A 19426-nucleotide genomic window follows, 5' to 3' on the forward strand; every position below is an offset into this window, starting at 1 on the left:
GCTCCGCTGGCATATAGCAGGCTCTCCGTCAAGGTCGTCTTTCCAGCGTCTACATGGGCAAGAATTCCAATATTGATTATTTTCATGTGATTGTCCTCCCTTTACTGCCCCGAAGGGCATAAAAATCCCCAGCGGCTAATACTTTTACCGCTGGGGATCATGACTTCGGACAAACAGAAGTATGACGGCTTACATGAGCCGCTGTCCGTCACGATATTTACTAAAAAGGCAAAAGTATTCTTAAATTGGGTACAAAAACTAAGCCCCTGCAAGGGGCAATCATTTTTGCGCCCATTATCAAATTTTATTTAAGAATACCTTGCCGCATATTTGGTAGACTCCTCAAATCAGGATAATAGCAGTATATCATAGTACACTCTAAAAAACAAGAAATTATTTTACCCGATTCCCCAAATAAATCAGGAGGGCATTCACTGGAACACCCTCCGTTTTTGGTGATTATCGTGCGCCTAATCTTGCTTTTTGCCTTGCGTCCCGTTTCCGTTCCTTTTCAGCCTGTTCCTGCTGGTAAGCGGCCTCTAATATTCTGTCCGCCTGTTCCGGGCCAATGGCCCGCCTGACCCGCTCATAGTCCCTGACCTTTCCCTTTAGACTGTCCCTCTCGGCGCAGACCTCGTAAATCCTTTCTGATAAGGAACTATTTTTGCTGACCTCCCGGCCATAGTCCGCTTGCAGCCGCTCAAATTTGGATTTGAGGTCGCAGTAGGCCCGGTAGACAGACCGCAGCACCTTGACGATCTTCGCCCATAAGGGCTTGGCCTTTTTCTCCCGGTAGGCCCTGGCCGATTCCAGCGGTCCCGCTTCTGGCAAGACCTGTTCCGGGTCGCTGGAAAATTCCTCCGCCAGCTTCTCCATGCCTTTCAGCATGTGGGCCACATCGTTTAGTTTGGCCTTGGCCTGGGCCGCTTCCTTTTCGGCAGCTGCCGCCTCCCTGTTCCTTCGGTCAACCTCGGCCTGGGCCAGCACAGCCGCCTCCTGAAGCTGTGCAAGCCGCTCCTGTTCACACTTCACCTTGAACTGCGTGACCGTCAGATGTTCCTCGGAACTGCCACGCTCTCCACGCTCCAAGTCCGTGTAGCCAGCGGAGCGCATCTGCTGAAAGAAATCATCCTGCAAGACGCTGTACGACTTTCTCAGCACAGGCTTGCCCTTTGCTGTTCGTAATGGCTCCCCGGTGGCCTCGTCTACTGCGGGCTGGGATGCCCACTTTTTGCTCATGCTGACCTGCATAACGGTTTCTTTGACCTTGCCCACCAGGGATTTGTCCTTGCACCGCTTTGTCCATCGTATCTCCTTCTCCACCACCGGGATATAGACCACATGGAGGTGGTAGTGGTACACGTCCTCTCCCAGCGCCTCGGACATAGCCCGGTTGCGTTCGTCGGCGTGCATGACCGCCGACAAAATATACTGCTCTCCACCTACGATTTTGATTGCGGATTTGTATGCGTCGGTGTAAAATTGTTTTGCGAAGTCATAGCCGCCGTGATTGTAGAAGTAGGCGGAGTTCACATCAAAGACCAACTCACCGTATCGAAATGCGTCCGCCTTAATGCCACGGGTGGAGATCACACCATCGGCCTCCATTTGGGAGAACATCTCCTGATACCCTGCGGATGGGACCTTGAAATGGACATTGAGCGACGTCCGCTCTGGTACAATGTCCTGGTTGACATAGGAATCCTTCTCGCGTTCGTTGTGCTGCTGGGTGTTGCCGATTTTAGCAGCGGTCAGCCTCATATTTCTTGCGTTGGTGCGGTCAATGCCGTCGCCTCTCGCCATAGGCAAAAATCCTCCCATTTCAGATGTTTGGTTGTTGAAAATGGACGGGGGTTCGGGGAAGGCACTTCCTGCGGGAAGTGTAATAACCCACTATGACACTTTCGCCCCGTTGGTGCGAAAGTGCCGTGGGCTCTCCGAGGGGGTGCGGGGGCTTTGCCCCCGGCAACTGCGGTTGCCTCCCCCAGCAGGGCCGCCCTTTGAAAAGGGCGCCCTGCACCCCGCCTAAACTTTTCCACTCGCCGTTGGGCAGGTGGAAAGGCACAGCCTTTCCACCACCCGGCAAGTGTCCTCCGTGGGCCAAATATCAAGGGGTTCGGGTTGTATTGCCTTGCGGCAATCTCCACCCACAGGTATGCCCCCTTGACATTTGACCCCGCTCCCCGTGACAGCCGTGACGACCGTGACGATGTTTTGGACACCGCCCCCGCTCTCAAAAAAGCCGTCACAGCCGTCACGGTCGTCACGCTTGGGGAGGATCCAGGGTCAGGCTGATACTTCTCCCGGCGTGGGTGCGGGTGTTCTCATAGCGGATATGATAGTCCGTTGCCAGTTTCCCGGCCCGGACGTTCAGCCGCATCGCCAGGGCATTGGGCTTCATATCCACTTGCAGGGCTGCCGCCAACTCCGTGGCCGTACCGCCCCAGGACGGCCTCTCCGCCGTGATAAAGGCGGCTACGGCCTCCAGCACCGGGTCGGGGGGTTCTACCCACAACTCCGTTTCCATCCGCTCCAGTGTCCATGTCAGGTGTTCCTTGTCCTTAATGAGATAGAGCCGCTGGTCTTGCTGGTCACGTCCTACCACATCCAAGGTGGCGGTGCCGTCCGTCCGCTTCTCCTTCTGAAGAAGAAAGGCCCCGTCTGCTGCCCCCGACAGGCCGTTGGTGCCGGAGATCATATCAAACTTGTCGTCGGCCTGCTGCTTCCGAGTGTGATGTACCAGTAGGAGGCAGACGCCGCAAGCGTCAGCAAGGCGTTTCAGCTTTCCTACCACCTCATAATCGTTGGCGTAGCTGTACTTATCCCCGCCAGCCTCCCGAATCTTCTGAAGGGTGTCAATGATAATCAGTTTGGTGTCTGGGTGTTCCTGCACGAATCGCTTTAGCTGTTCCTCCAGCCCGTTGCCGACCTGCTTTGCGCAGATGGAAAAGAGGAGGTCGTTGGTGCCGTCCATGCCGAACATCCGGTAAAGCCGCTCCTGCAAGCGACGGTGATCGTCCTCCAGCGCCAGATAGAGGACAGTCCCCTTGTGAACGGGATAGTCCCACAGGGGGAGGCCCATGCTGACGTGGTAGGCAAGCTGGGCCATCAGAAACGACTTGCCTACCTTGGGCGCTCCCGCAAAGAGGTACGTCCCCGGATAGAGCAGACCGTCAATGACGGGCGGTCTGCTCTGATAGACGTTCTCGTACAACTCGTTCATGGAAATCGTGGGGAGATACGCCGGGTCGTTCATGCGCTGCATTTTCCGCAGCAGTTCCGCATAATTTTTTTCAGGGGGATTGTTTTCTGTCGTTTCCTCTGTTATACTTGCGGTAGGTGTTTGTGAAATGGGCTGTTCCCCGTCTGCGCCAACAGACGGAACCGGGACAGTCCTTTTCGTTTCTCTGGAATCCATCAATCTATCAATCCTCCTTCATGCCGCCCATGATAGCGGCGATCATCTGAATGGTGTCCAGCAGTTCATCGTCCACGCCAGCCCCGTCCTCGGCCCGCCGCAGTTCGTCCAGAACGGCGGCAAGCTGGTCACGCAGGGCTTTGTAGACCTTGGGATTACCCTGTACCACTACGTCCCGGCACAGGAGGCGTCTTGTGATGTAGTCCTGCTTTGTCAGGCCGGAGAGCCGCACAGCGGCCTCGATCTGTTCATCTTCCTCCGGGGACACCCGGAAGGCCACGGTCTTGTTCCTCCAGCGATTTTTGTTGTCTCGGTTTTTCAGTGACATGGTTACGTTCCCATCCTTTCAAAGTCCAGTTTGTCCGCCATCTCCGTCTGCCTTGTAGGAAACAGATGGGCGTAGCGGTAGGTGATATCGATACTCTCATGCCCCACCCGGTCAGCGATTGCCAGGGCGGTGAAGCCCATATCAATCAGCAGGGAAATGTGTGAATGTCGGAGGTCGTGAATTCTGATCCGCTTCACTCCCGCCGCTTTCGCACCTCTGTCCATTTCATGGTGGAGATAGTGCTTGCTGACAGGGAAAATCCGTTCATTTGCCCCGGTGCTGTAAAACATCTTTAAGTAGTCCTCCATCTCTCCACAGAGGAATTTGGGCATCTTAATGACACGGTTGCTCTTTTTCGTCTTAGGAGTGGTAATCACGTCCTTGCCCTTGAGCCGCTGATAGGATTTGCTGATGGACACTGTACCCGCCTCAAAGTCGAAGTCTGTTGGGGTGAGGGCCAGCAGTTCCCCCTCCCGGATACCGCACCAGTAGAGCATTTCAAAGGCATAGTAGGAGAGGGGCTTGTCCATCATGGCGTCGGCAAATTTCAGATACTCTTCCTTCGTCCAGAACAGCATTTCACGCCGTTCCTCCACCCCCATGTTCCCGGCCTTGGCCGCAGGATTGACCTGGAGGCCGTAGTAGCGGACAGCATGGTTAAAGAGGGCACTTAACTGATTGTGGACGGTTTTGAGATAGGTAGGGGAATAGGGTTTTCCCTTGGCGTCCGTTAACCCTCGGATCGCGTTCTGCCAGTCCATCACGTCCTTGGCGGTGATTTCCGACAATTTCCGTTTTCCAAAATACGGCAGGATTTTCTTCTGGATGATGCTTTCTTTTGTCAGCCAGGTGTTCAGTTTCAGCTTGGGCTTCATATCCTTCTCATAGAGCTGGGCGAAGCTCTCAAAGGTCATGTTCACATCGGCCTGCTTTTGCATCAGAAACTCCCGTTCCCACGCCTGGGCCTCTTTCTTGGTGGCAAAGCCACGCTTTAACTTCTGCTGGCGCTCTCCTTTCCAGTCCGTATAGCGGAATTGGACGTACCAAGTGCCGTTGGCCTTGTTCTTAAACGCCGCCATAGGTTAATCACTCCTTTCGCTCTGGCTTCTTGTGCCATAAAATTTTTCGTGGAAGAATTTGCGGTCGATGCGGCCTGAAATGGTAATACAGCCCGTCTTTTTCAACTCCGCATTCATAGAACGAATCAGCTTATAGGCATAGGGGACAGAAACCCCTAATTCCTCCGCTACCTCGTCCACCCGCATGAACATGGTGCTTGCCATTGTGCGCTCACCTCCTTTCATGGCCCCAGAACTAAGCCTTTATGCTTAACCTATTATAACTAAGCAAATTTGCTTTGTCAAGTTGCTTGCGGAATAATTTTTAACTTTTTTGTTTAAGATACTCTTGACTGTTACTAAGCGAATATGTTATACTACTTTCGACAGAAACCACCAGATAGGAGTTGGCATTTATGGCAATAGGAGAGCGCATCCATTTTTTCCGCACCCTCCGGGGTATGACACAGAAGTATCTTGGTATGGCGGTGGGCTTTCCAGAGCGTTCCGCCGATGTTCGTCTGGCACAGTACGAAACAGGCACCCGGACGCCGAAGGCCGACTTGACCGCTGCCCTGGCGCATACATTAGATGTATCGCCCCAGGCGTTGAGCGTCCCGGACATAGACAACTACATAGGTTTGGCCCATACGCTGTTCGCCTTGGAGGATGTTTACAGTCTGAAAGTGGTAGAGGCGGATGGACGTGCCTGCCTGCAAGCAGATATTTTTCAGGGAGGCCGTCAAGCCAGTGAGCTGAACAAAATCTTGATTGCGTGGCGGGAACAGGCGGCGAAGTTGGAGGCCGGGGAGATCACCAAGGAGGACTATGACCGCTGGCGCTACAACTACCCGAAGTACGACACCACCCAGCGGTGGGCCAAAGTCCCCTCGAAGGAATTAAGCGATGCTCTGATAAAAGGATTGAAGAAACAGAGAAAAGACAAATAACAAAAAAGGTCTTGCCGACTGGTGAAAGTCAGCAAGACCTTTTTCTTAGGATATGGAGGATTTACCCGCAAGCCACCCGTTATACGGGAGTGAACAAAGTAAATCCGGTTTTGGTATCTGCTATCAATTTGCTATCAAATGCCCCGTTTCCGCTTTAAGACCCCAGTGTTTTCAAGGCTTTGCGGGTTTTGTCAGTTATTCCCACTCTGTTTCCGCTTACACTGAACATAGCTGAAAAGTGTGTCTTTTGCGGAAAATATGGGTCAAATCCGGCAAAAAGTTCATGATATTCAATCTGAAATAAACTCTAAAACAATCTCTGAACTTCAGGTAGTACGGTTTTAGTACGCTATTTTTCATCCGCCCTGAACTCAATACACCACATCAGGATCAAAGAAAGTCCAGCACCCTTTGAGAATTAACTTTCAATTAGAAGTCATACTATCTCCTCCCAGTCCAATTGGGTTATCTTTGTTCCAACAGAGCGTTCAGAAGGGGCTGTTGTATTCCCCATCATCGGGTAGCGTTCAACATTATTGTAGCTGACAGCAAATTGATCAAGTGTGTCTGCAAAAGGCGTGAACACAAATCTATCATCGCCATTTGCATCAATAACACTTTGACGCATTAGCCCTGCATTTTGAAGGCCCTGAATAATATCACTATATCCAAAATCTTCTTTATCCTGAATATGTTTTGACAGGAAAACCAAATCTTCTTCCATCGTGTTTGTAATGGCATGGCATATCCGAAAATAGGTTGCAAGATCAATAAATCCAGCACCCAATGACCGGCTTGCATTGATTAGGAACTCAACTTTTCGCCGTGTTTCAGCATGGTTGATAGCCTGAAGTAATCTGTATGGGTTATCTCCCTTTGTGCCATCCTCGGTCAGTTTTGCACAGAACTTTGCTCGTTCTTCTTCATTCATGTCAATCCCGTAAATGAACATCTCAAATTTCTGCCAAAATAGCTTTTCTTGGAAAAAGAATGGGCTTTCCATCAATGACAGCATAATTTTTCCCGCCGCAACAGGATCACCCAACAAAGCTGAAACAGCATCAGCTAAAAAATCTTTTGTGCCTTCCTTAACCTCTGAATCTGCAATCAAGGATTTTGCTCTTTCTAATAATTTCATGGTCATTCCTCTTTCAAATTCAATAATCCACCGTTTGATCAGGGTACAAATCTACTTTCGGGAAGGTCTTGATTAGAAGATTCGTACCCTGTTTCAAACTTTTCTTCATGGTAGCTTCAGGATCAGCAATATCCTCATCCAAATGATAATCCCGGCCCCTGTGAGCATAGATGGGCCAACCAGAAGGGCAGGCATAATACATCCGCCCACCGAACCGCCCAACAAAATCTTCTTCAAGCTGTTTCCTAATTCCATCACCATAAAGAACAGCTTCTTCCGGTGAAGAAAGGTGAATGTTCCCGGCCTGATCCACCAAGATTAGACAGGGCAACCCGGTTGGGGGAACAGCTTCACCAACCGGAAGATCATAGAACGGTGCATAGCAGAAGAAGCCATGATACCGCCCTAAGTATTCAGCGCCATCATAGCCTTCTGATTTTGCATATTCCAAAACCTTTTCATAGTTCATAATCAAAGCCCCCGTTGTCTATCTTTGAAAAAGTCAGCCCAAAATGGATTTTCCCGATCAAAGATTTCTTTCTGTTCTGCTGTCAACTTGTGTGGATAATCGGAAAACAGGTTGAAAACCGTTTTCCGGTCAAAGCTGAACAAGAAATATCCATCCCATTCCGAAGTGTCTACCCACCAAATCTGATCGGTTTTATTTTGTTTGTAGAACAGCACCGATCCCACCGCCCTTCAATCCCACATGGTAACGGCTATCAGATCAGTTGCTTCAAAGGGGTGTTTGTATTTGGGGCAAACAATATCTTTCCCCGCTCTGATCCGGTGCATGATTTTCCCACACTCACACCGCTGGTGAATTCGAACCCGAACAGCGGCCTTTATCGTGACGGCCAAGCGGCTTTCCAGCTTTCCACAGGCTCCGCATTGGAATAGGGCGTGTTCTACTTCCACAGGGGCTTCAGGATGGGCCACAAGGGCCGCTTGTGCCTTGGGGCCATAGATACCCGCCAACACGCTTTCCCGCTCCACAGCGGCTTCCTGATGGACTATGAAGCCTATACCCGTAAGCAATTCCTTTTCCAATCCACAGTTTGAGCATCTGTATGTATATCCTTTCCCCAAGGCGTTCACCCCCTTCCAGTATACCAACAGCATACCACAGGCGGCAAGGGAACGCAACGGCAACAAAACGGGCGCTTTTATCACCCAATAAACGCAAAACAGCGGGAAGCCCCTGAAATATCAAGGGTTTCCCGCTTCTCTTGTTACTATCATGTTACCAAAGGCAGAAAAAGCCCCGGATCATCCTACTTGATCCGGGGCTAAAGAATGGAAGGTAATTTGACAAAGGATTATGAAATTAACTTTTCAAAGGGGGTGGCCGTGCTTTTTCAGAAGGATGATTCATTATGCCGACACACCTTCCATGTGAACTTCAATTTCTTCTGCAAGGCGTTCACCAAAGGCATCCAACACCCCGTCAATATCCATATCGGAAGCAAGGTTGTTGGTAACTCCGCCCATATCCACATGAATTTCAGCGGTGGTGAACCGGTTGATTGCTTCACGCTCTGCAATATCACGCAAATAAGACAAATTTTCTTCCGTAATATCCAAAGCATCAGCGGTGGCCGCCGTATTGTTGGCCGTATCGCCGGTGTTGCCATAGATACCATCAAGGGTGTTGCCAAGGTCAAAGGCTTCAACACCGCCCAAATTGAAGGCCCCGGAAATCTTATCAGCAATTCCTTCACCGAATTTGTAACCAGCGGAAGCGGCATCAGAGTAATCAATGAAATCCATCTTCTGGACATATTCAACCCAACCGGATTCATCCTTCACCTTCTGTTGGGCCTGTTCCAATCCCGCATAGAAGTTATCAAGGCCGCTGGTAATGTCCACGGTTACGCCTGGGATCTTATTCAGCAAATTTTCAATGGCATGGGCCAATTTGGTGATATAGCCAATCACGGTAAGGCACATATCATAGAAAGCAACCTTCACAGCGGCAATGGGGTTATTGAACACATTGCCAAGGAAGTTGGCGATCATAGCAAAGCCATTCTGAAGGGGAACAATGAAGCTGTTGATCAGGAAAGCGCCCAACACAGCAAAGGCCCCGCCAATAATGCCGGTTGCAGAAACACCAGCACCGGTGAACTTGTTATAAGCGGCTACACCGGCATACAATGCGCCAATCAATGCCATGATCAGCATTACCACCCAAACAATGGGGTTGGCCAACAGCGCAGAATTGAAGGTGAACACCGCCGAAGAAGCCGCCGCTGTGTTGCCGGTCAGAACGCCAAAGCCGATGGAAAGGAAATTGACCACGCCATGATAAATGGCCGTTGCCGCCGCCGCAATCTGTGTCCAATGGGCGGCGATCTGGAACACCGCAAAGGCACCGGCCAAACCCAAAACAGCGGGGCCAATGATAGAAATGTTGTTTGCAAGCCAGTTGATTCCGTTCAAAAGGGGCTGAAGCACCTGAAGGGCGATATTCCCGGCCTGTGTGAAAACCTGTCCCCAAGTCAGAGGCATAGATTCAAATTTAGCGTTTACTTCATCAGCCGCCGCAAACATGGCGTTCTTGACAATATCGGCGGTGATCTGCCCTTCAGAAGCCATTGTTCTGATCTGTCCAATGGGAACATCCAGATAATCGGCAATAGACTGAATCACATTGGGAGCCTGTTCAAAAACGCTGTTCAATTCCTCACCACGAAGAACACCGGAAGCCATAGCCTGTGTAAGCTGAAGTGTTGCGGCTTCAGCACCCGCCGCATTTGCACCGGCAATAACAAACTGTTTATTCAGGGTTTCCGTGAAGGCGATCAGTTCATTATTGTTGGCAAAGGCATCACCGGCCATCAGGCCCATTTGAGAAACGGCTTTAGCCGTAGATAGGTAAGAAGCCCTTGAACGCTGTGCGGAAGCCATAATTTTCTTTTCCAAATCGGCCACGGAACCGCCATCATCCACGATCAGATTCAACCGGGCCTTGGTGCTTGCCATGCTATCCGATAGGTCAACCAGCTTCTTCAATGCGGTCAATCCACCCACGGTGGCCGCAATTCCCTTCAGCTTGTTCCAAAGGCCGTCAGCGGCGGTGGAACCATCCCGAATGGAATCGTTAAACCGGTCTTGGGCGTGATCCGATTGCCTGATATTCTGTTCCATCTGATCAAACCCCACGGTTGCTTCCGCTATATCTTCTCTGACCTGCTGAAGAACAGTGGAATCAAATCCACGGTCAAAGGTTCCTTGGGCATTTTCCATAGCGTTAATCAGGGTATTCATGCCACGGTTCATGGCCTGAAGTGGGCGGGTCATGCCGTCATACAGATAAATTGCAGTTCTGATTGTTGCCATTATGCCACACCACCTTTCTTAATTTTACGGCGCTCCAATTCAGCCAATAGGCAATAACGCCAAATCACCTGCATAGGACTGTTCACCGGATCATGGGCCAAAGCATCCAGTTCTTTATTGATCTGCCGGGGTTTCAGGCTCATAGCGGAAATTGTAGCCCGTTTAACCCTCTCATACTGCCTGTAATCCTTGTTCAAGATCATCAGCCCACCGGGGGCCAACTGCCCCGGAACCTGATCAACAGGAACATCAGGATCAGGCTCATAGCTGATCTGGGGAATAAACGGGATCAAGCTGAAGCGCACGGCCCACAGATTTTTGTTGATAATCTCAATGTTGGGGTTTTCATGTTTTAGCATTGTTTTTCACCGCCCTTTTCTCTTGAAGTTTTTCTTGATTGGCTTTTTTATGGGCTTCAACTTCTTTGTTCAAAGATTCAAGTTTTTTGTTTATTTCTTCCAAAGATTTGATTCCATGTGGGGTATAGCCCTTGTTTCTGTTTCGGAATCCGTCAGCGATTAAGGGAATACTTGCGTTCAGCTCACGGGCCTTTTGCAGATTACGGTTTTGCCCTTCTTCCAGTTCAATCCGCTTGATTGCCAAAAATTCTGTTGAAGAAGTGCCTGTTTCCTCGAAGCGGCCAATTCCCCAATGATAGGATTGGGCGCAACCATAGCCGTAAACTTCAGCGGCTTCTTTTAGCTTCCGGTTGTGGCGAAGGGTGCCAATGGCATTATGTTTGATTTGCCGCACCCTTTCTTTACTGATTTCCAGACGATTTGACAGATTATCAAGGGTTTCACCGTTTTTATAGTAACCTTCAACTATATCCGCTTCCTTACCGCCAAGGTCAGAAACAGCACCCCAAATGACAGCCTGTACCTGTTGATCACCAACGCTGTCAGCCACAGATTCTTCAAGGTTGAAATCATCTGCAATGGTGTCAGCAAGTGAATAATCTTCAGTTCCGGGAATAGCTTCATCCAAGCTGGTTATTTCAGCCCCGGCCATATAGGAACGAAGGGTTTTTAGTTTAGACTTTGAAATTCCAAGGTGGTGACAATATTCTTCATCGGTTGGGTCTGTACCAGTAACAGCACGGAGATCGTAACGGAATTTTTGGTACTTTGAAATCTGTTCCAAAACATGGACGGGAACCCGTTTCAATTGCCCGTTGTTTTGGCAATATCGCTGGACAGATACCCTAATTGGATATTCCGCATAAGTAAGAAACTTGAATCCAAGATCAGGATCAAACTTTTGTGCCGCTTTGTATAATCCAAAATAGGCTTCCTGCATGAGATCATCCATATCAGCGGCATTGGAAAACGGTAAGGCGATCCCTACAATGAAGTTTTTGTTTTGCTGATATAGTTGGCCCATATTATCCTGAACATGATCCCCCGCTTGGATTAAGGCCACAAGTTCTTCATTGGTCATTGGTTCACCTTCTTCCTATAATGGGGGGGGGGATTCCCCTGAAGGCCGGTTATGAAAGCCTTCAGGGGAACCGGGGATCAGTTCAGCAGGGCCTTATACTTTGGATGAAGGCTAACCAATGTACGCAATTCAGGGCTGTTCATGATCTGTGTCATGGCATCTCCATTGGGAACGCCATCGGAAAACAGGCTTTCCACAATGATCCGTTCCTGATCGGTCAACTTGCGGGGTTCCACAGTGGGCGTGGTCTGTTCGTTACCGTCCAGAATATCAACCGCATTGTTTTTATACTTCAGATCATCATGCGCTCCATGATCAGCGCCGCCCCAAACATCAAGGAAAACTTTACTGTCCAAGCCCATCTGCCGGTAATCGGTGGTGTTCTTCACATCAGAAACCACATTATACAGGTACTTTTCAGCCCAATTCAGTGCATCGGTCAACGCCTGATAGTCATACTGAACCGGGAGATGAAGCTTCTGCCCTGCCTTTTCGGCAATAACTTGAAGGGTGTGAAGCGCCCTGTAATTCCCGGAAAGCTGAAGGGCAATAGATTTGACTTCATCGGCTGTAATTGTATTACCCTGAACCTGAAGAGAAGTCAGAAGGTTCATCTGTTCGGCGCTGGGTGCATCCGTCAGCATCTTGTTCAGCGCCGTCTTTTTTTCCGAAACTGTCAGCTTTACCACCGCTTCCAGATCGGCGGCCACAGAAGCACAAACCTTGGCAACCTCGGCTTCGCCTTCATCCTTAATTTTCTGCAAGTATTCCGGGGTATAGATGTTCATTTCAAGTAATTTTTCATAGTTCTTGTTAACCTCGTCCCGTTTGCTGGCAATTCTCTGATATTGAGCAATCGCATATTCTCTGATCTGGGCAAAAGTTTTCATATTATTTCATCCCTTCATTTTTTAATAGTTGCAAAATGCTGGTATTTATTGATTTTTGGCCGTTTTTGTTACTAACAGGTTTCTAAAATGACCAAATATCTTCATAACGGCGGATCATTTCTTCCGGGGTATAGCCTTTCGGGTTACTGATCAAATCAGTAAAATCCACACTGTTTCCCACAATACATGAAACATCAAACTGTTCAGCATGAAGCGCCTTGATCAAATCTGTGTACTTCTCCAACCACCCGACACGATCCCCAGCATCGGTCAGGGATATGAAGTCTTTGATTTCATCAGGGGCGCAGAAGTAGAATATCGGTTCACAGGGTAAGGCCATACGGGGAATAATGCCTTTGGGAGTGAATTCAACTTTGGTTTCTTCAGAAAGTTCAGGCCATTCAAAAAAATTCTGAACCGTGTCAAAAAGAACTGGTTCATCTTTCTTGTTGCCCCGGTAAGCCTTGGCCTTGATTCGGCCATTCGGGGCCGCTGATACATAAACTTTTGTGATGGGGTGTTTCTTCACAGGATCACCTTCTTTCCGGTAAAATAGCCATATCCTTTTAGGGTGTCGGAAATGTCGGGGATAGCATTTTGATAACAGGTTTTCACAGGTTTTTACCTTTTTAGGGTGTTGGAATGGGGATCAATCTTCAAGTTGATCATCCCCCACGATCACCACAGGAACAAGGCCATCAATATTCATCTTGTCACTGAACAGCCCATAACGCTTGCCCAGCAATTCCGCCGCTCTGATTCTGTCTTTAGCGGAAACCTGTTTGGTGGTGATCTGCTGAACGCCATTACCCACAAATATCAGGACTTCTTCAGTTGCTTCCCCTCGCATTACGGCGGTCAAATGCTCCATGATTTCCTGAATATTAGCCATATTGGAAGCGGTCATATTATCCATAAAGGCCGCAATAGCGTTTTGAACCTTAACATTGGATAACAACCTTGAAGCCTGTTCCTGTGCTGTTTTTGGACTGTACCCGGCCCGAATTGCCGCCTGTTTTGCATTTAGATCAATCAAGTATTCCTGAACAAACTTCTGTTGCCTTGGGGTCATATAATCACCACCTTTCTGATAAACCAATTATACCATTTTCTTCCCATAAAATCACTACATATTGTATATAAAGTGACATGCTCAAATAAAATGACACAATATATTGTGTATAATAAGACACAAGCGGCCAAGTCACCTTGAACCGCTTGTGTGTTGCTTCAGTATTCTTTTGATCTGCCGGGTGGAAAGATTATATCTTTTAGCCAAAACCTGATAAACCTTTCCCAACGGCTCCCCTTCAAACTCCGGGGATAAAAAATCGACCTGAATTTTCAAGTTCCTCGGTTCCCGTATCGCTCCATCACCATCAGGCGGGATATATACCGGGCCTGAACCAAGTTCTTTGACGATCACAGAAAACAATTCCGGGCCGGTCAGGTTTCGCAAAGTCTGAAGTTTCTGTTGGTTGGTCATTCCCATTGGAATCACCGCCGCAATTCATTGATTGTCTGGTTGACCACATCACAGGGATTATCATACATCGTGAACGGGCCAAGATCATCACACAAGCCGACTTGCTTCATTACCCGGTTCCCGATCATTGCCATACACACCTTGCAAAAATCGTCAGGCCGTTCCAGATATTTAGCACTACCAAAGAAGAAAACCTTCTTTTCACCATCAGCGGTCACAGACACATCAATTTGTTCAGCATCCAAGCAATCTGTTCCCTTTACAATCCATTCGACTTTTTCAATGTGCTTTACACCATCCAGCCAGTTCAGAAATTCTTCACCGGTCATATTGTCACATCCTTTCTGTGTCCATGATGTTCATGATAAAAGGGGGGTATATACTATATATTTTTTTCTACTATGAAAATTTTTTTTGATGATTATTTTATAATAAGAAATTGAACCAATCTTGTACATCTTGTACATCCCTCATAACCGCTCTGTTTTCAGGACTTTTAAGGTGTACAAGATTGCGTTCATGATGTTCAAGATTTCGGTATGAATACCTGAACTTTTTCCTTATTGATCCGCTGTCCCTTTGTTGTAAGGTTCAGCGCCTTTGAAACTTGTCTTGAAAATTCAATTCTGTTCAAAGGTTCAAACTGATTTGTTAGGCAGAATTCCCGATATTTGAAATATACCTGTTTCACCGGATTATTCACCACGGCATCAGTTTCTTCAAGGAAGGTCAACAGGGGGTTGCTTTCGATCCGGTAGGCTTCAATAGCCTGTTCCACATCCTTTGATTTCGTAAAGGCTTTGTTCTTCAACACCCGCTTCAGGCCATCCAGCCCCAAGCGGATCATATATTCCATGACTTCCTGATCACGCAAATCATAACGGATGTTCGGGTTGAAATCAGGATCAGCAGAAGTGAACTTGCCATCAAAGGGAACGATTACCAACCGGCGCATGATAGCGGGGCTTTCCTTAGTTCGGCCCAGCCGGGGAATTGCGTTGGCGCTGAAAAGCAATTTGGCGTAGTTATCAAATTCAAAGGGATCTTGGCCTTTCTTTTCAGCGGAAACCCTTTGGCCCGTTACCAGCTTACGGAAGGTGGCAACATTGGCGATATAGTCAGAACCAATATCATCACCGATGTTCGCCAACTTGCCGAACAATTCAGCGGTTTTGAACCTATCACCCAATTCCTTCAGGTCAAGGGAAGCAATGTTCTGATCCCCAAGAAGATCTTTCAGGGCATCCAACAGGGTTGATTTACCGTTTGCGCCTTCACCGGTCAGAATGAAGGAACCGCCACCGGCAACAGTGTTGGAACGGTAGAAGGTGGAACCAATCATTTCTTCCAGCAAGGCCCTGATTTCTGATCTTCCACAGGCAATTTTATCAAGGGTGTGATCCAGCAATTCAGAATAAGCGGCGGGATTGTAGGGCCACGGGATTTTATTTGTGATCACCACATCCGGGGTGAAGTCTGTAAAAGAATCATCCTTCAGATTGTAAAGGCCATTGCTGAAGGCTATGATTTCCGGGGAAGCGGGTTTTCTGTTCTCACAGATCAGGTTCAGTTGCTTCAGTGTTTCCTTACGCTGGGCATCCTTCAGGGCCGGGATTTCTTTTACCATGGCCCGTTCAATGGCTTCTTGTGAAGGGGTATAAATGCCATCCTGATAGATATGCAACCGGCCATTGATTTTCACAACATGGGAATCCCGCTTCAGATATTCAGCAAAACGATCATGCTGAAAAGTACGGCCTTTGAAAAAGGATTGCTTTTGGAATGCTTCATCCCGCAGGATCACTTCAAGTTCCCGTTCATCCAATGGCTTCTTCAGAACATAATGGTTAATCAGCCTGATACATTCACGGGCTTCTTCTTTGGTCAGGTCATTATCTTGAAGGGTGAGAATGTACCGATAAAAGGCATCATTACGCCCATCACCTTCTCCAAGGGATTTGAAGTCAATGTCTGTTTTTACAGGAATCAGCCATTTTGGAAGTTCTTGAATTTCATCTTCAGGAACATCATACATAATGGGCCGATCTTCATTCATGTACTTCAGAACTTCATAACTGTTCCGGGAACCAACCTTCAGGTCAGCTTCAAGGCCAACGGCCAAGGTGGCCTTTGTGCGGTTGCTTCTAATCAGGTCAGGGGTATTTTTGAATAGGAAGTGCTTACCTCTGGAAGTCATGTAAACCCGGCATTTCAAGTTCAAGGCTTCAACGATCTTCAGCAAGATTACAGATTGATCCAAATCATCAACATCAACGAGAACCGTTTCATCAGACAGAATACCAGCATATTCAGGAAGATTCTTGACTTGATCAAATGTCAGCAGATCATCCGATGTTGCATTCTTAAAGGAAAATAGGCATTTCTTATCTTTTGTAGGGACAAAGCCTTTATATAACTGCATTCACAATCACCCCTTTCATACAGTTGATTTGCTTCATGGGTCAAGCCCCTTTCATTCGGAAACAGAGGCCAGACTGTGAATCACACTAACGGCCACGCCCAAAATCTTCAGCCGGTCATGATCTGCGGCGCTGATAAAGATAGGGACAACCTTACCGGAACCGCCTTCAAGGTAGCAATCCGAAGAATCCCCATAGAAAGAAATGCGCTTCAGGGTAGCGGGGCCATTGTCGATGGAAACGGCCACAATGGAGCCGTTGGAAGGGAGATCATCAGCTTTCTTGAACATGATCATGTCACCGGTATGAATGCCGTACAGGCCGAACCCATCGTCAGAAGCGGTCATTCCAAAGTCAGCGTTCAAAGTAAATTCTTTCATGGTCAGTACATCCTTTCTTATTCTTCAATCAGTTGTTCCACGGGGACATTCAGGGCCTTGGCAAGTTTTTCAGCGGTACTCTTAGAACAAGACTTCCCGCATTTCACACCGGAAATGGTTACACGGGAAACACCGCTTTTTTCGGCCAACTGCAACGCATTTTGATTACTATCCAGCATGGCCATAATCAGTTTTTTCCTATCAATTCTCATTATTTCACCTACTTTCTAAATTTCCTCTTGACTTTAGCATACGCTTAATGCTATACTCATTTTAGCAAAAGCAAATGTTAAAGTCAATACATTTTTTAATCTTCTGCTTTATTTCCGCATCCCTGTATGGTACACTAAAACGGGGGTGCTGAAAAATGAACAACATCGGCCAAAATATCAAAATAGTAAGGTCACAAGCAAATCTTAAACAACGGGAATTGGCAGAAAAATTAGGCGTATCTGAAGCTATGATTTGCCAATGGGAAACCGGGAAGCGTATTCCCAAAAAAGAAACCATAAAGAAGATTGCTGATGGTCTTGGGGTTTCTCCGTCTGATCTGATCGGCCCGGAATGGTTTGATCTTCAGGCTGGGCCTGAAAGGCTGAAAGAACTGCGTGAAGATGTTTCACAGATTCAAGCCTTTGAACAGTATCTAAAAACACTTGGGTATTCTGTTTCCTATGAAGGGTCGGCTGATTCAGAAGAACTCAATGTTGTACTGATCAAAGGCAAAGAAAAAACCACCTTCACAGGTGGTCAGTTCGATGAATTCAAGAAAGCCATAGCTGATTCCGTTGAATATCAGATATGGCAACAGCGCAACAAAAAATAATAAAAATGACCGCCCCCGGTCTTGCACACCGGAAGCGGTCAGGCGAAACAAACCCTTTTGAAGTTAATGTTTCAACCACCATTGAACATTATATCACATGGGGTTTAGCTTTGCCATACCCTTTTTCCAAGAAAGACAGGTGATATAATGCCCGTTTACAAGAACGAAAAGGCGGGAACATGGTTCTGCAAGTTCTACTATACCGACTGGACAGGAACCCGGAAGCAGAAGAAAAAAGAGGGCTTCCGAACCAAGAAGGAAGCCCAAGACTTTGAGCGGGAATTTCTGGCCAAGGCTCACGCTTCCTGTGATATGTCTTTTGGTTCTCTGGTGGAACTCTACATGGAAGATTGCAAACCCCGCCTGAAGCCCACCACTTATTCCAACAAGGAATTTCTGATCAACACAAAGCTACTCCCTTTTTTCAAGGATATGCCAATCAACACCATAACCCCGGCCACTATCCGCAAATGGCAAAATGAACTTCTATCCGATCCCAAGGGCTATTCTCCAACCTACCTAAAGACTGTCAACAATCAGGCCAGTGCTATTTTCAATTTTGCGGTGAAGTATTACCGGCTGGAAAGTAACCCTTGCCGCCTTGCCGGTAGCATGGGGAAGAAACACGCTGATGAAATGGAGATTTGGACGGTAGATGAATTCAATCGCTTTATTCATGCGGTAGCAGATAAACCGCCTTCCGCTGTGATCTTCAATCTTTTGTTTTGGACTGGTATGCGCTCCGGTGAACTGCTGGCCTTAACTGTTGACGATTTTGATTTTGAAGCCAGAACAGTTAGCATTTCCAAAAACTATGCAAGGCACAATAAAGAAGATTTGATTCTTCCACCCAAAACCCCAAAGAGTAAACGGATAATCACTTTGCCCCCGTTTCTGTCCGATATGGTAAAGCGATATTCCACTTGCATTTATGTAACTGATCCCTCCGGGCGGCTGTTCGGTCAGACGAAGCATTATCTTCTACATGAAATGATCCGGGGGTGTAAGAAGTCCGGGGTCAAGCGGATCAGAATCCACGATTTACGACATTCCCACGCTTCTTTCCTGATTGAAAAGGGATTTTCCCCCTTGCTGATAGCTGACCGGCTGGGGCATGAGAATATAGAAACCACCCTTCAGACATACAGCCATCTTTACCCCAACAAACATTCAGAGGTTGCGGCGCTGATTGAAGCAGCCCATAACGCTTCCAGCGGCCCCCAACAGGGCTAAAAATTCAAGGCAGTTTTCCGCAAATAGTACGATTATAGTACGGCAATAAATAAGAGCCACAGAATACAGAACTTTTTCATCTGTATTCTGTGGCTTTTCTTTTATATTCTTTTGACTTCTAAACTAATTCAGAGAGTTCAGAAAAATGGTTCTTATTCCCACTCGTTGTTGGGCATCATATTTAACGGATTTTGCTTCATAAATTTGATACCTCATTTTTTTGATTATTTGATGTGTCCATATTATCCAGCCCTATACGATGGGCTGTTATCAAATTGTTATCGGTGGTGATAACGGGGGGTAGCAGGGTTGTTGTTTTCTCTGGTGGTTTACAACTACATTTTACCACGAAAGGCAGGGAAATGCAATAACCATCCTTGCTGTGGCGTATCAAGGAATCTTACTGAACATATGGCGCACCTTGTCCAGGCGGCTGTTTGGACGGCGGGGCTGGATGACCGGCTGACCGACAGCGGCCTGATATCCTTTCAGCTCTGTAAGGCATACGCTCCGCCCG

Annotated in this window: 24 protein-coding genes; 3 read left to right on the forward strand and 21 right to left on the reverse strand. The window is 47.7% G+C overall.

Annotated features, from left to right (window positions below; genetic code table 11):
• From ACTNB1_RS14565 to ACTNB1_RS14590, 6 genes are all read right to left on the reverse strand, one after another.
• Positions 1-86: GTP-binding protein (locus ACTNB1_RS14565; RefSeq protein WP_330656708.1), on the reverse strand; the 86-nt coding region annotated here is incomplete at its 3' end.
• A 373-nt stretch (positions 87-459) separates the two neighbouring features.
• Positions 460-1803 (reverse strand): plasmid recombination protein, encoded by a 1344-nt coding sequence (locus ACTNB1_RS14570; RefSeq protein WP_052792088.1) that lies wholly within the window; start codon positions 1801-1803, stop codon positions 460-462.
• A gap of 460 nt (positions 1804-2263) precedes the next feature.
• The gene (locus ACTNB1_RS14575; RefSeq protein ID WP_052792089.1) at positions 2264-3418 is read right to left on the reverse strand and encodes a helicase RepA family protein; all 1155 of its coding nucleotides are present in this window, start codon (positions 3416-3418) and stop codon (positions 2264-2266) included.
• Between the two features lie 7 nt (positions 3419-3425).
• A complete protein-coding gene (locus ACTNB1_RS14580) occupies positions 3426-3746 on the reverse strand; it encodes a plasmid mobilization protein (RefSeq protein ID WP_052792090.1) in 321 nt (106 codons plus the stop codon).
• Positions 3747-3748: 2 nt separating this feature from the next.
• Positions 3749-4825 carry a site-specific integrase gene (locus ACTNB1_RS14585; RefSeq protein ID WP_052792091.1) on the reverse strand — a complete coding sequence of 359 codons (1077 nt, stop codon included), beginning with the start codon at positions 4823-4825 and terminating at the stop codon, positions 3749-3751.
• Positions 4826-4828: 3 nt separating this feature from the next.
• A complete protein-coding gene (locus ACTNB1_RS14590; protein ID WP_052792092.1) occupies positions 4829-5029 on the reverse strand; it encodes a DNA-binding protein in 201 nt (66 codons plus the stop codon).
• A gap of 191 nt (positions 5030-5220) precedes the next feature.
• On the opposite strand from ACTNB1_RS14590, the gene ACTNB1_RS14595 reads away from it, so the two are divergent.
• Positions 5221-5754 (forward strand): helix-turn-helix domain-containing protein, encoded by a 534-nt coding sequence (locus tag ACTNB1_RS14595; RefSeq protein ID WP_004221664.1) that lies wholly within the window; start codon positions 5221-5223, stop codon positions 5752-5754.
• 436 nt (positions 5755-6190) lie between these two features.
• Here ACTNB1_RS14595 and ACTNB1_RS14600 read toward each other — a convergent pair whose 3' ends face one another.
• From ACTNB1_RS14600 to ACTNB1_RS14670, 15 genes are all read right to left on the reverse strand, one after another.
• A complete protein-coding gene (locus ACTNB1_RS14600) occupies positions 6191-6892 on the reverse strand; it encodes a hypothetical protein (RefSeq protein ID WP_441170495.1) in 702 nt (233 codons plus the stop codon).
• A 19-nt stretch (positions 6893-6911) separates the two neighbouring features.
• A complete protein-coding gene (locus tag ACTNB1_RS14605) occupies positions 6912-7361 on the reverse strand; it encodes a hypothetical protein (RefSeq protein ID WP_441170496.1) in 450 nt (149 codons plus the stop codon).
• A 2-nt stretch (positions 7362-7363) separates the two neighbouring features.
• On the reverse strand, positions 7364-7585 hold the full coding sequence (locus ACTNB1_RS14610) for a DUF7675 family protein (protein WP_441170498.1): 222 nt from the start codon (positions 7583-7585) through the stop codon (positions 7364-7366).
• A 6-nt stretch (positions 7586-7591) separates the two neighbouring features.
• On the reverse strand, positions 7592-7981 hold the full coding sequence (locus tag ACTNB1_RS14615; RefSeq protein ID WP_441170499.1) for a hypothetical protein: 390 nt from the start codon (positions 7979-7981) through the stop codon (positions 7592-7594).
• 285 nt (positions 7982-8266) lie between these two features.
• The gene (locus ACTNB1_RS14620; protein ID WP_441170501.1) at positions 8267-10234 is read right to left on the reverse strand and encodes a tape measure protein; all 1968 of its coding nucleotides are present in this window, start codon (positions 10232-10234) and stop codon (positions 8267-8269) included.
• On the reverse strand, positions 10234-10593 hold the full coding sequence (locus tag ACTNB1_RS14625) for a hypothetical protein (RefSeq protein WP_441170503.1): 360 nt from the start codon (positions 10591-10593) through the stop codon (positions 10234-10236). The genes ACTNB1_RS14620 and ACTNB1_RS14625 overlap by 1 nt, the downstream gene beginning before the upstream one ends.
• Entirely contained in the window at positions 10580-11674 is a 1095-nt protein-coding gene (locus ACTNB1_RS14630) for a sigma-70 family RNA polymerase sigma factor (protein WP_441170505.1), read from the reverse strand. Before ACTNB1_RS14630 ends, ACTNB1_RS14625 begins: the two co-directional genes overlap by 14 nt.
• A gap of 77 nt (positions 11675-11751) precedes the next feature.
• Positions 11752-12564: a hypothetical protein gene (locus ACTNB1_RS14635; RefSeq protein WP_441170507.1), complete on the reverse strand. Its 813-nt coding sequence runs from the start codon at positions 12562-12564 to the stop codon at positions 11752-11754.
• 82 nt (positions 12565-12646) lie between these two features.
• Positions 12647-13093 carry a hypothetical protein gene (locus tag ACTNB1_RS14640; RefSeq protein WP_441170509.1) on the reverse strand — a complete coding sequence of 149 codons (447 nt, stop codon included), beginning with the start codon at positions 13091-13093 and terminating at the stop codon, positions 12647-12649.
• Between the two features lie 120 nt (positions 13094-13213).
• Positions 13214-13636, reverse strand: a complete 423-nt coding sequence (locus ACTNB1_RS14645) for a terminase small subunit (RefSeq protein WP_441170510.1) — start codon at positions 13634-13636, stop codon at positions 13214-13216.
• Positions 13637-13768: 132 nt separating this feature from the next.
• Positions 13769-14056 carry a Mor transcription activator family protein gene (locus ACTNB1_RS14650; RefSeq protein WP_441170511.1) on the reverse strand — a complete coding sequence of 96 codons (288 nt, stop codon included), beginning with the start codon at positions 14054-14056 and terminating at the stop codon, positions 13769-13771.
• A gap of 5 nt (positions 14057-14061) precedes the next feature.
• On the reverse strand, positions 14062-14379 hold the full coding sequence (locus ACTNB1_RS14655) for a hypothetical protein (protein WP_441170513.1): 318 nt from the start codon (positions 14377-14379) through the stop codon (positions 14062-14064).
• 197 nt (positions 14380-14576) lie between these two features.
• Positions 14577-16472, reverse strand: a complete 1896-nt coding sequence (locus ACTNB1_RS14660) for a DNA primase family protein (RefSeq protein WP_441170515.1) — start codon at positions 16470-16472, stop codon at positions 14577-14579.
• Between the two features lie 51 nt (positions 16473-16523).
• Entirely contained in the window at positions 16524-16850 is a 327-nt protein-coding gene (locus ACTNB1_RS14665) for a LexA family protein (RefSeq protein ID WP_441170517.1), read from the reverse strand.
• A gap of 17 nt (positions 16851-16867) precedes the next feature.
• The gene (locus tag ACTNB1_RS14670) at positions 16868-17035 is read right to left on the reverse strand and encodes a helix-turn-helix domain-containing protein (RefSeq protein WP_441170518.1); all 168 of its coding nucleotides are present in this window, start codon (positions 17033-17035) and stop codon (positions 16868-16870) included.
• Between the two features lie 182 nt (positions 17036-17217).
• Here ACTNB1_RS14670 and ACTNB1_RS14675 point away from each other — a divergent pair, with 182 nt between their 5' ends.
• Together ACTNB1_RS14675 and ACTNB1_RS14680 are read left to right on the forward strand one after the other, a co-directional pair.
• Positions 17218-17676, forward strand: a complete 459-nt coding sequence (locus tag ACTNB1_RS14675; RefSeq protein ID WP_441170520.1) for a helix-turn-helix domain-containing protein — start codon at positions 17218-17220, stop codon at positions 17674-17676.
• Positions 17677-17823: 147 nt separating this feature from the next.
• Positions 17824-18909, forward strand: coding sequence for a tyrosine-type recombinase/integrase (locus ACTNB1_RS14680; protein ID WP_441170521.1), 1086 nt, complete (start codon positions 17824-17826; stop codon positions 18907-18909).
• The last annotated feature ends 517 nt before the right edge of the window (positions 18910-19426 follow it).

The sequence above is a fragment of the Flavonifractor sp. HCP28S3_F3 genome, from assembly GCF_052065355.1.
In the GTDB taxonomy this organism is placed as follows: domain Bacteria; phylum Bacillota; class Clostridia; order Oscillospirales; family Oscillospiraceae; genus Flavonifractor.

Bases quoted from the DNA above. Each gene is read 5' to 3' on its own strand.
- ACTNB1_RS14570 (WP_052792088.1), bottom strand. From the start codon at position 1,803: ATGGCGAGAGGCGACGGCATTGACCGCACCAACGCAAGAAATATGAGG.
- ACTNB1_RS14635 (WP_441170507.1), bottom strand. From the start codon at position 12,564: ATGAAAACTTTTGCCCAGATCAGAGAATATGCGATTGCTCAATATCAG.
- ACTNB1_RS14675 (WP_441170520.1), top strand. From the start codon at position 17,218: ATGAACAACATCGGCCAAAATATCAAAATAGTAAGGTCACAAGCAAAT.
- ACTNB1_RS14585 (WP_052792091.1), bottom strand. From the start codon at position 4,825: ATGGCGGCGTTTAAGAACAAGGCCAACGGCACTTGGTACGTCCAATTC.
- ACTNB1_RS14620 (WP_441170501.1), bottom strand. From the start codon at position 10,234: ATGGCAACAATCAGAACTGCAATTTATCTGTATGACGGCATGACCCGC.
- ACTNB1_RS14580 (WP_052792090.1), bottom strand. From the start codon at position 3,746: ATGTCACTGAAAAACCGAGACAACAAAAATCGCTGGAGGAACAAGACC.
- ACTNB1_RS14590 (WP_052792092.1), bottom strand. From the start codon at position 5,029: ATGGCAAGCACCATGTTCATGCGGGTGGACGAGGTAGCGGAGGAATTA.
- ACTNB1_RS14595 (WP_004221664.1), top strand. From the start codon at position 5,221: ATGGCAATAGGAGAGCGCATCCATTTTTTCCGCACCCTCCGGGGTATG.
- ACTNB1_RS14655 (WP_441170513.1), bottom strand. From the start codon at position 14,379: ATGACCGGTGAAGAATTTCTGAACTGGCTGGATGGTGTAAAGCACATT.
- ACTNB1_RS14605 (WP_441170496.1), bottom strand. From the start codon at position 7,361: ATGAACTATGAAAAGGTTTTGGAATATGCAAAATCAGAAGGCTATGAT.
- ACTNB1_RS14660 (WP_441170515.1), bottom strand. From the start codon at position 16,472: ATGCAGTTATATAAAGGCTTTGTCCCTACAAAAGATAAGAAATGCCTA.
- ACTNB1_RS14625 (WP_441170503.1), bottom strand. From the start codon at position 10,593: ATGCTAAAACATGAAAACCCCAACATTGAGATTATCAACAAAAATCTG.
- ACTNB1_RS14630 (WP_441170505.1), bottom strand. From the start codon at position 11,674: ATGACCAATGAAGAACTTGTGGCCTTAATCCAAGCGGGGGATCATGTT.
- ACTNB1_RS14680 (WP_441170521.1), top strand. From the start codon at position 17,824: ATGCCCGTTTACAAGAACGAAAAGGCGGGAACATGGTTCTGCAAGTTC.
- ACTNB1_RS14665 (WP_441170517.1), bottom strand. From the start codon at position 16,850: ATGAAAGAATTTACTTTGAACGCTGACTTTGGAATGACCGCTTCTGAC.
- ACTNB1_RS14645 (WP_441170510.1), bottom strand. From the start codon at position 13,636: ATGACCCCAAGGCAACAGAAGTTTGTTCAGGAATACTTGATTGATCTA.
- ACTNB1_RS14575 (WP_052792089.1), bottom strand. From the start codon at position 3,418: ATGGATTCCAGAGAAACGAAAAGGACTGTCCCGGTTCCGTCTGTTGGC.
- ACTNB1_RS14600 (WP_441170495.1), bottom strand. From the start codon at position 6,892: ATGAAATTATTAGAAAGAGCAAAATCCTTGATTGCAGATTCAGAGGTT.
- ACTNB1_RS14670 (WP_441170518.1), bottom strand. From the start codon at position 17,035: ATGGCCATGCTGGATAGTAATCAAAATGCGTTGCAGTTGGCCGAAAAA.
- ACTNB1_RS14650 (WP_441170511.1), bottom strand. From the start codon at position 14,056: ATGGGAATGACCAACCAACAGAAACTTCAGACTTTGCGAAACCTGACC.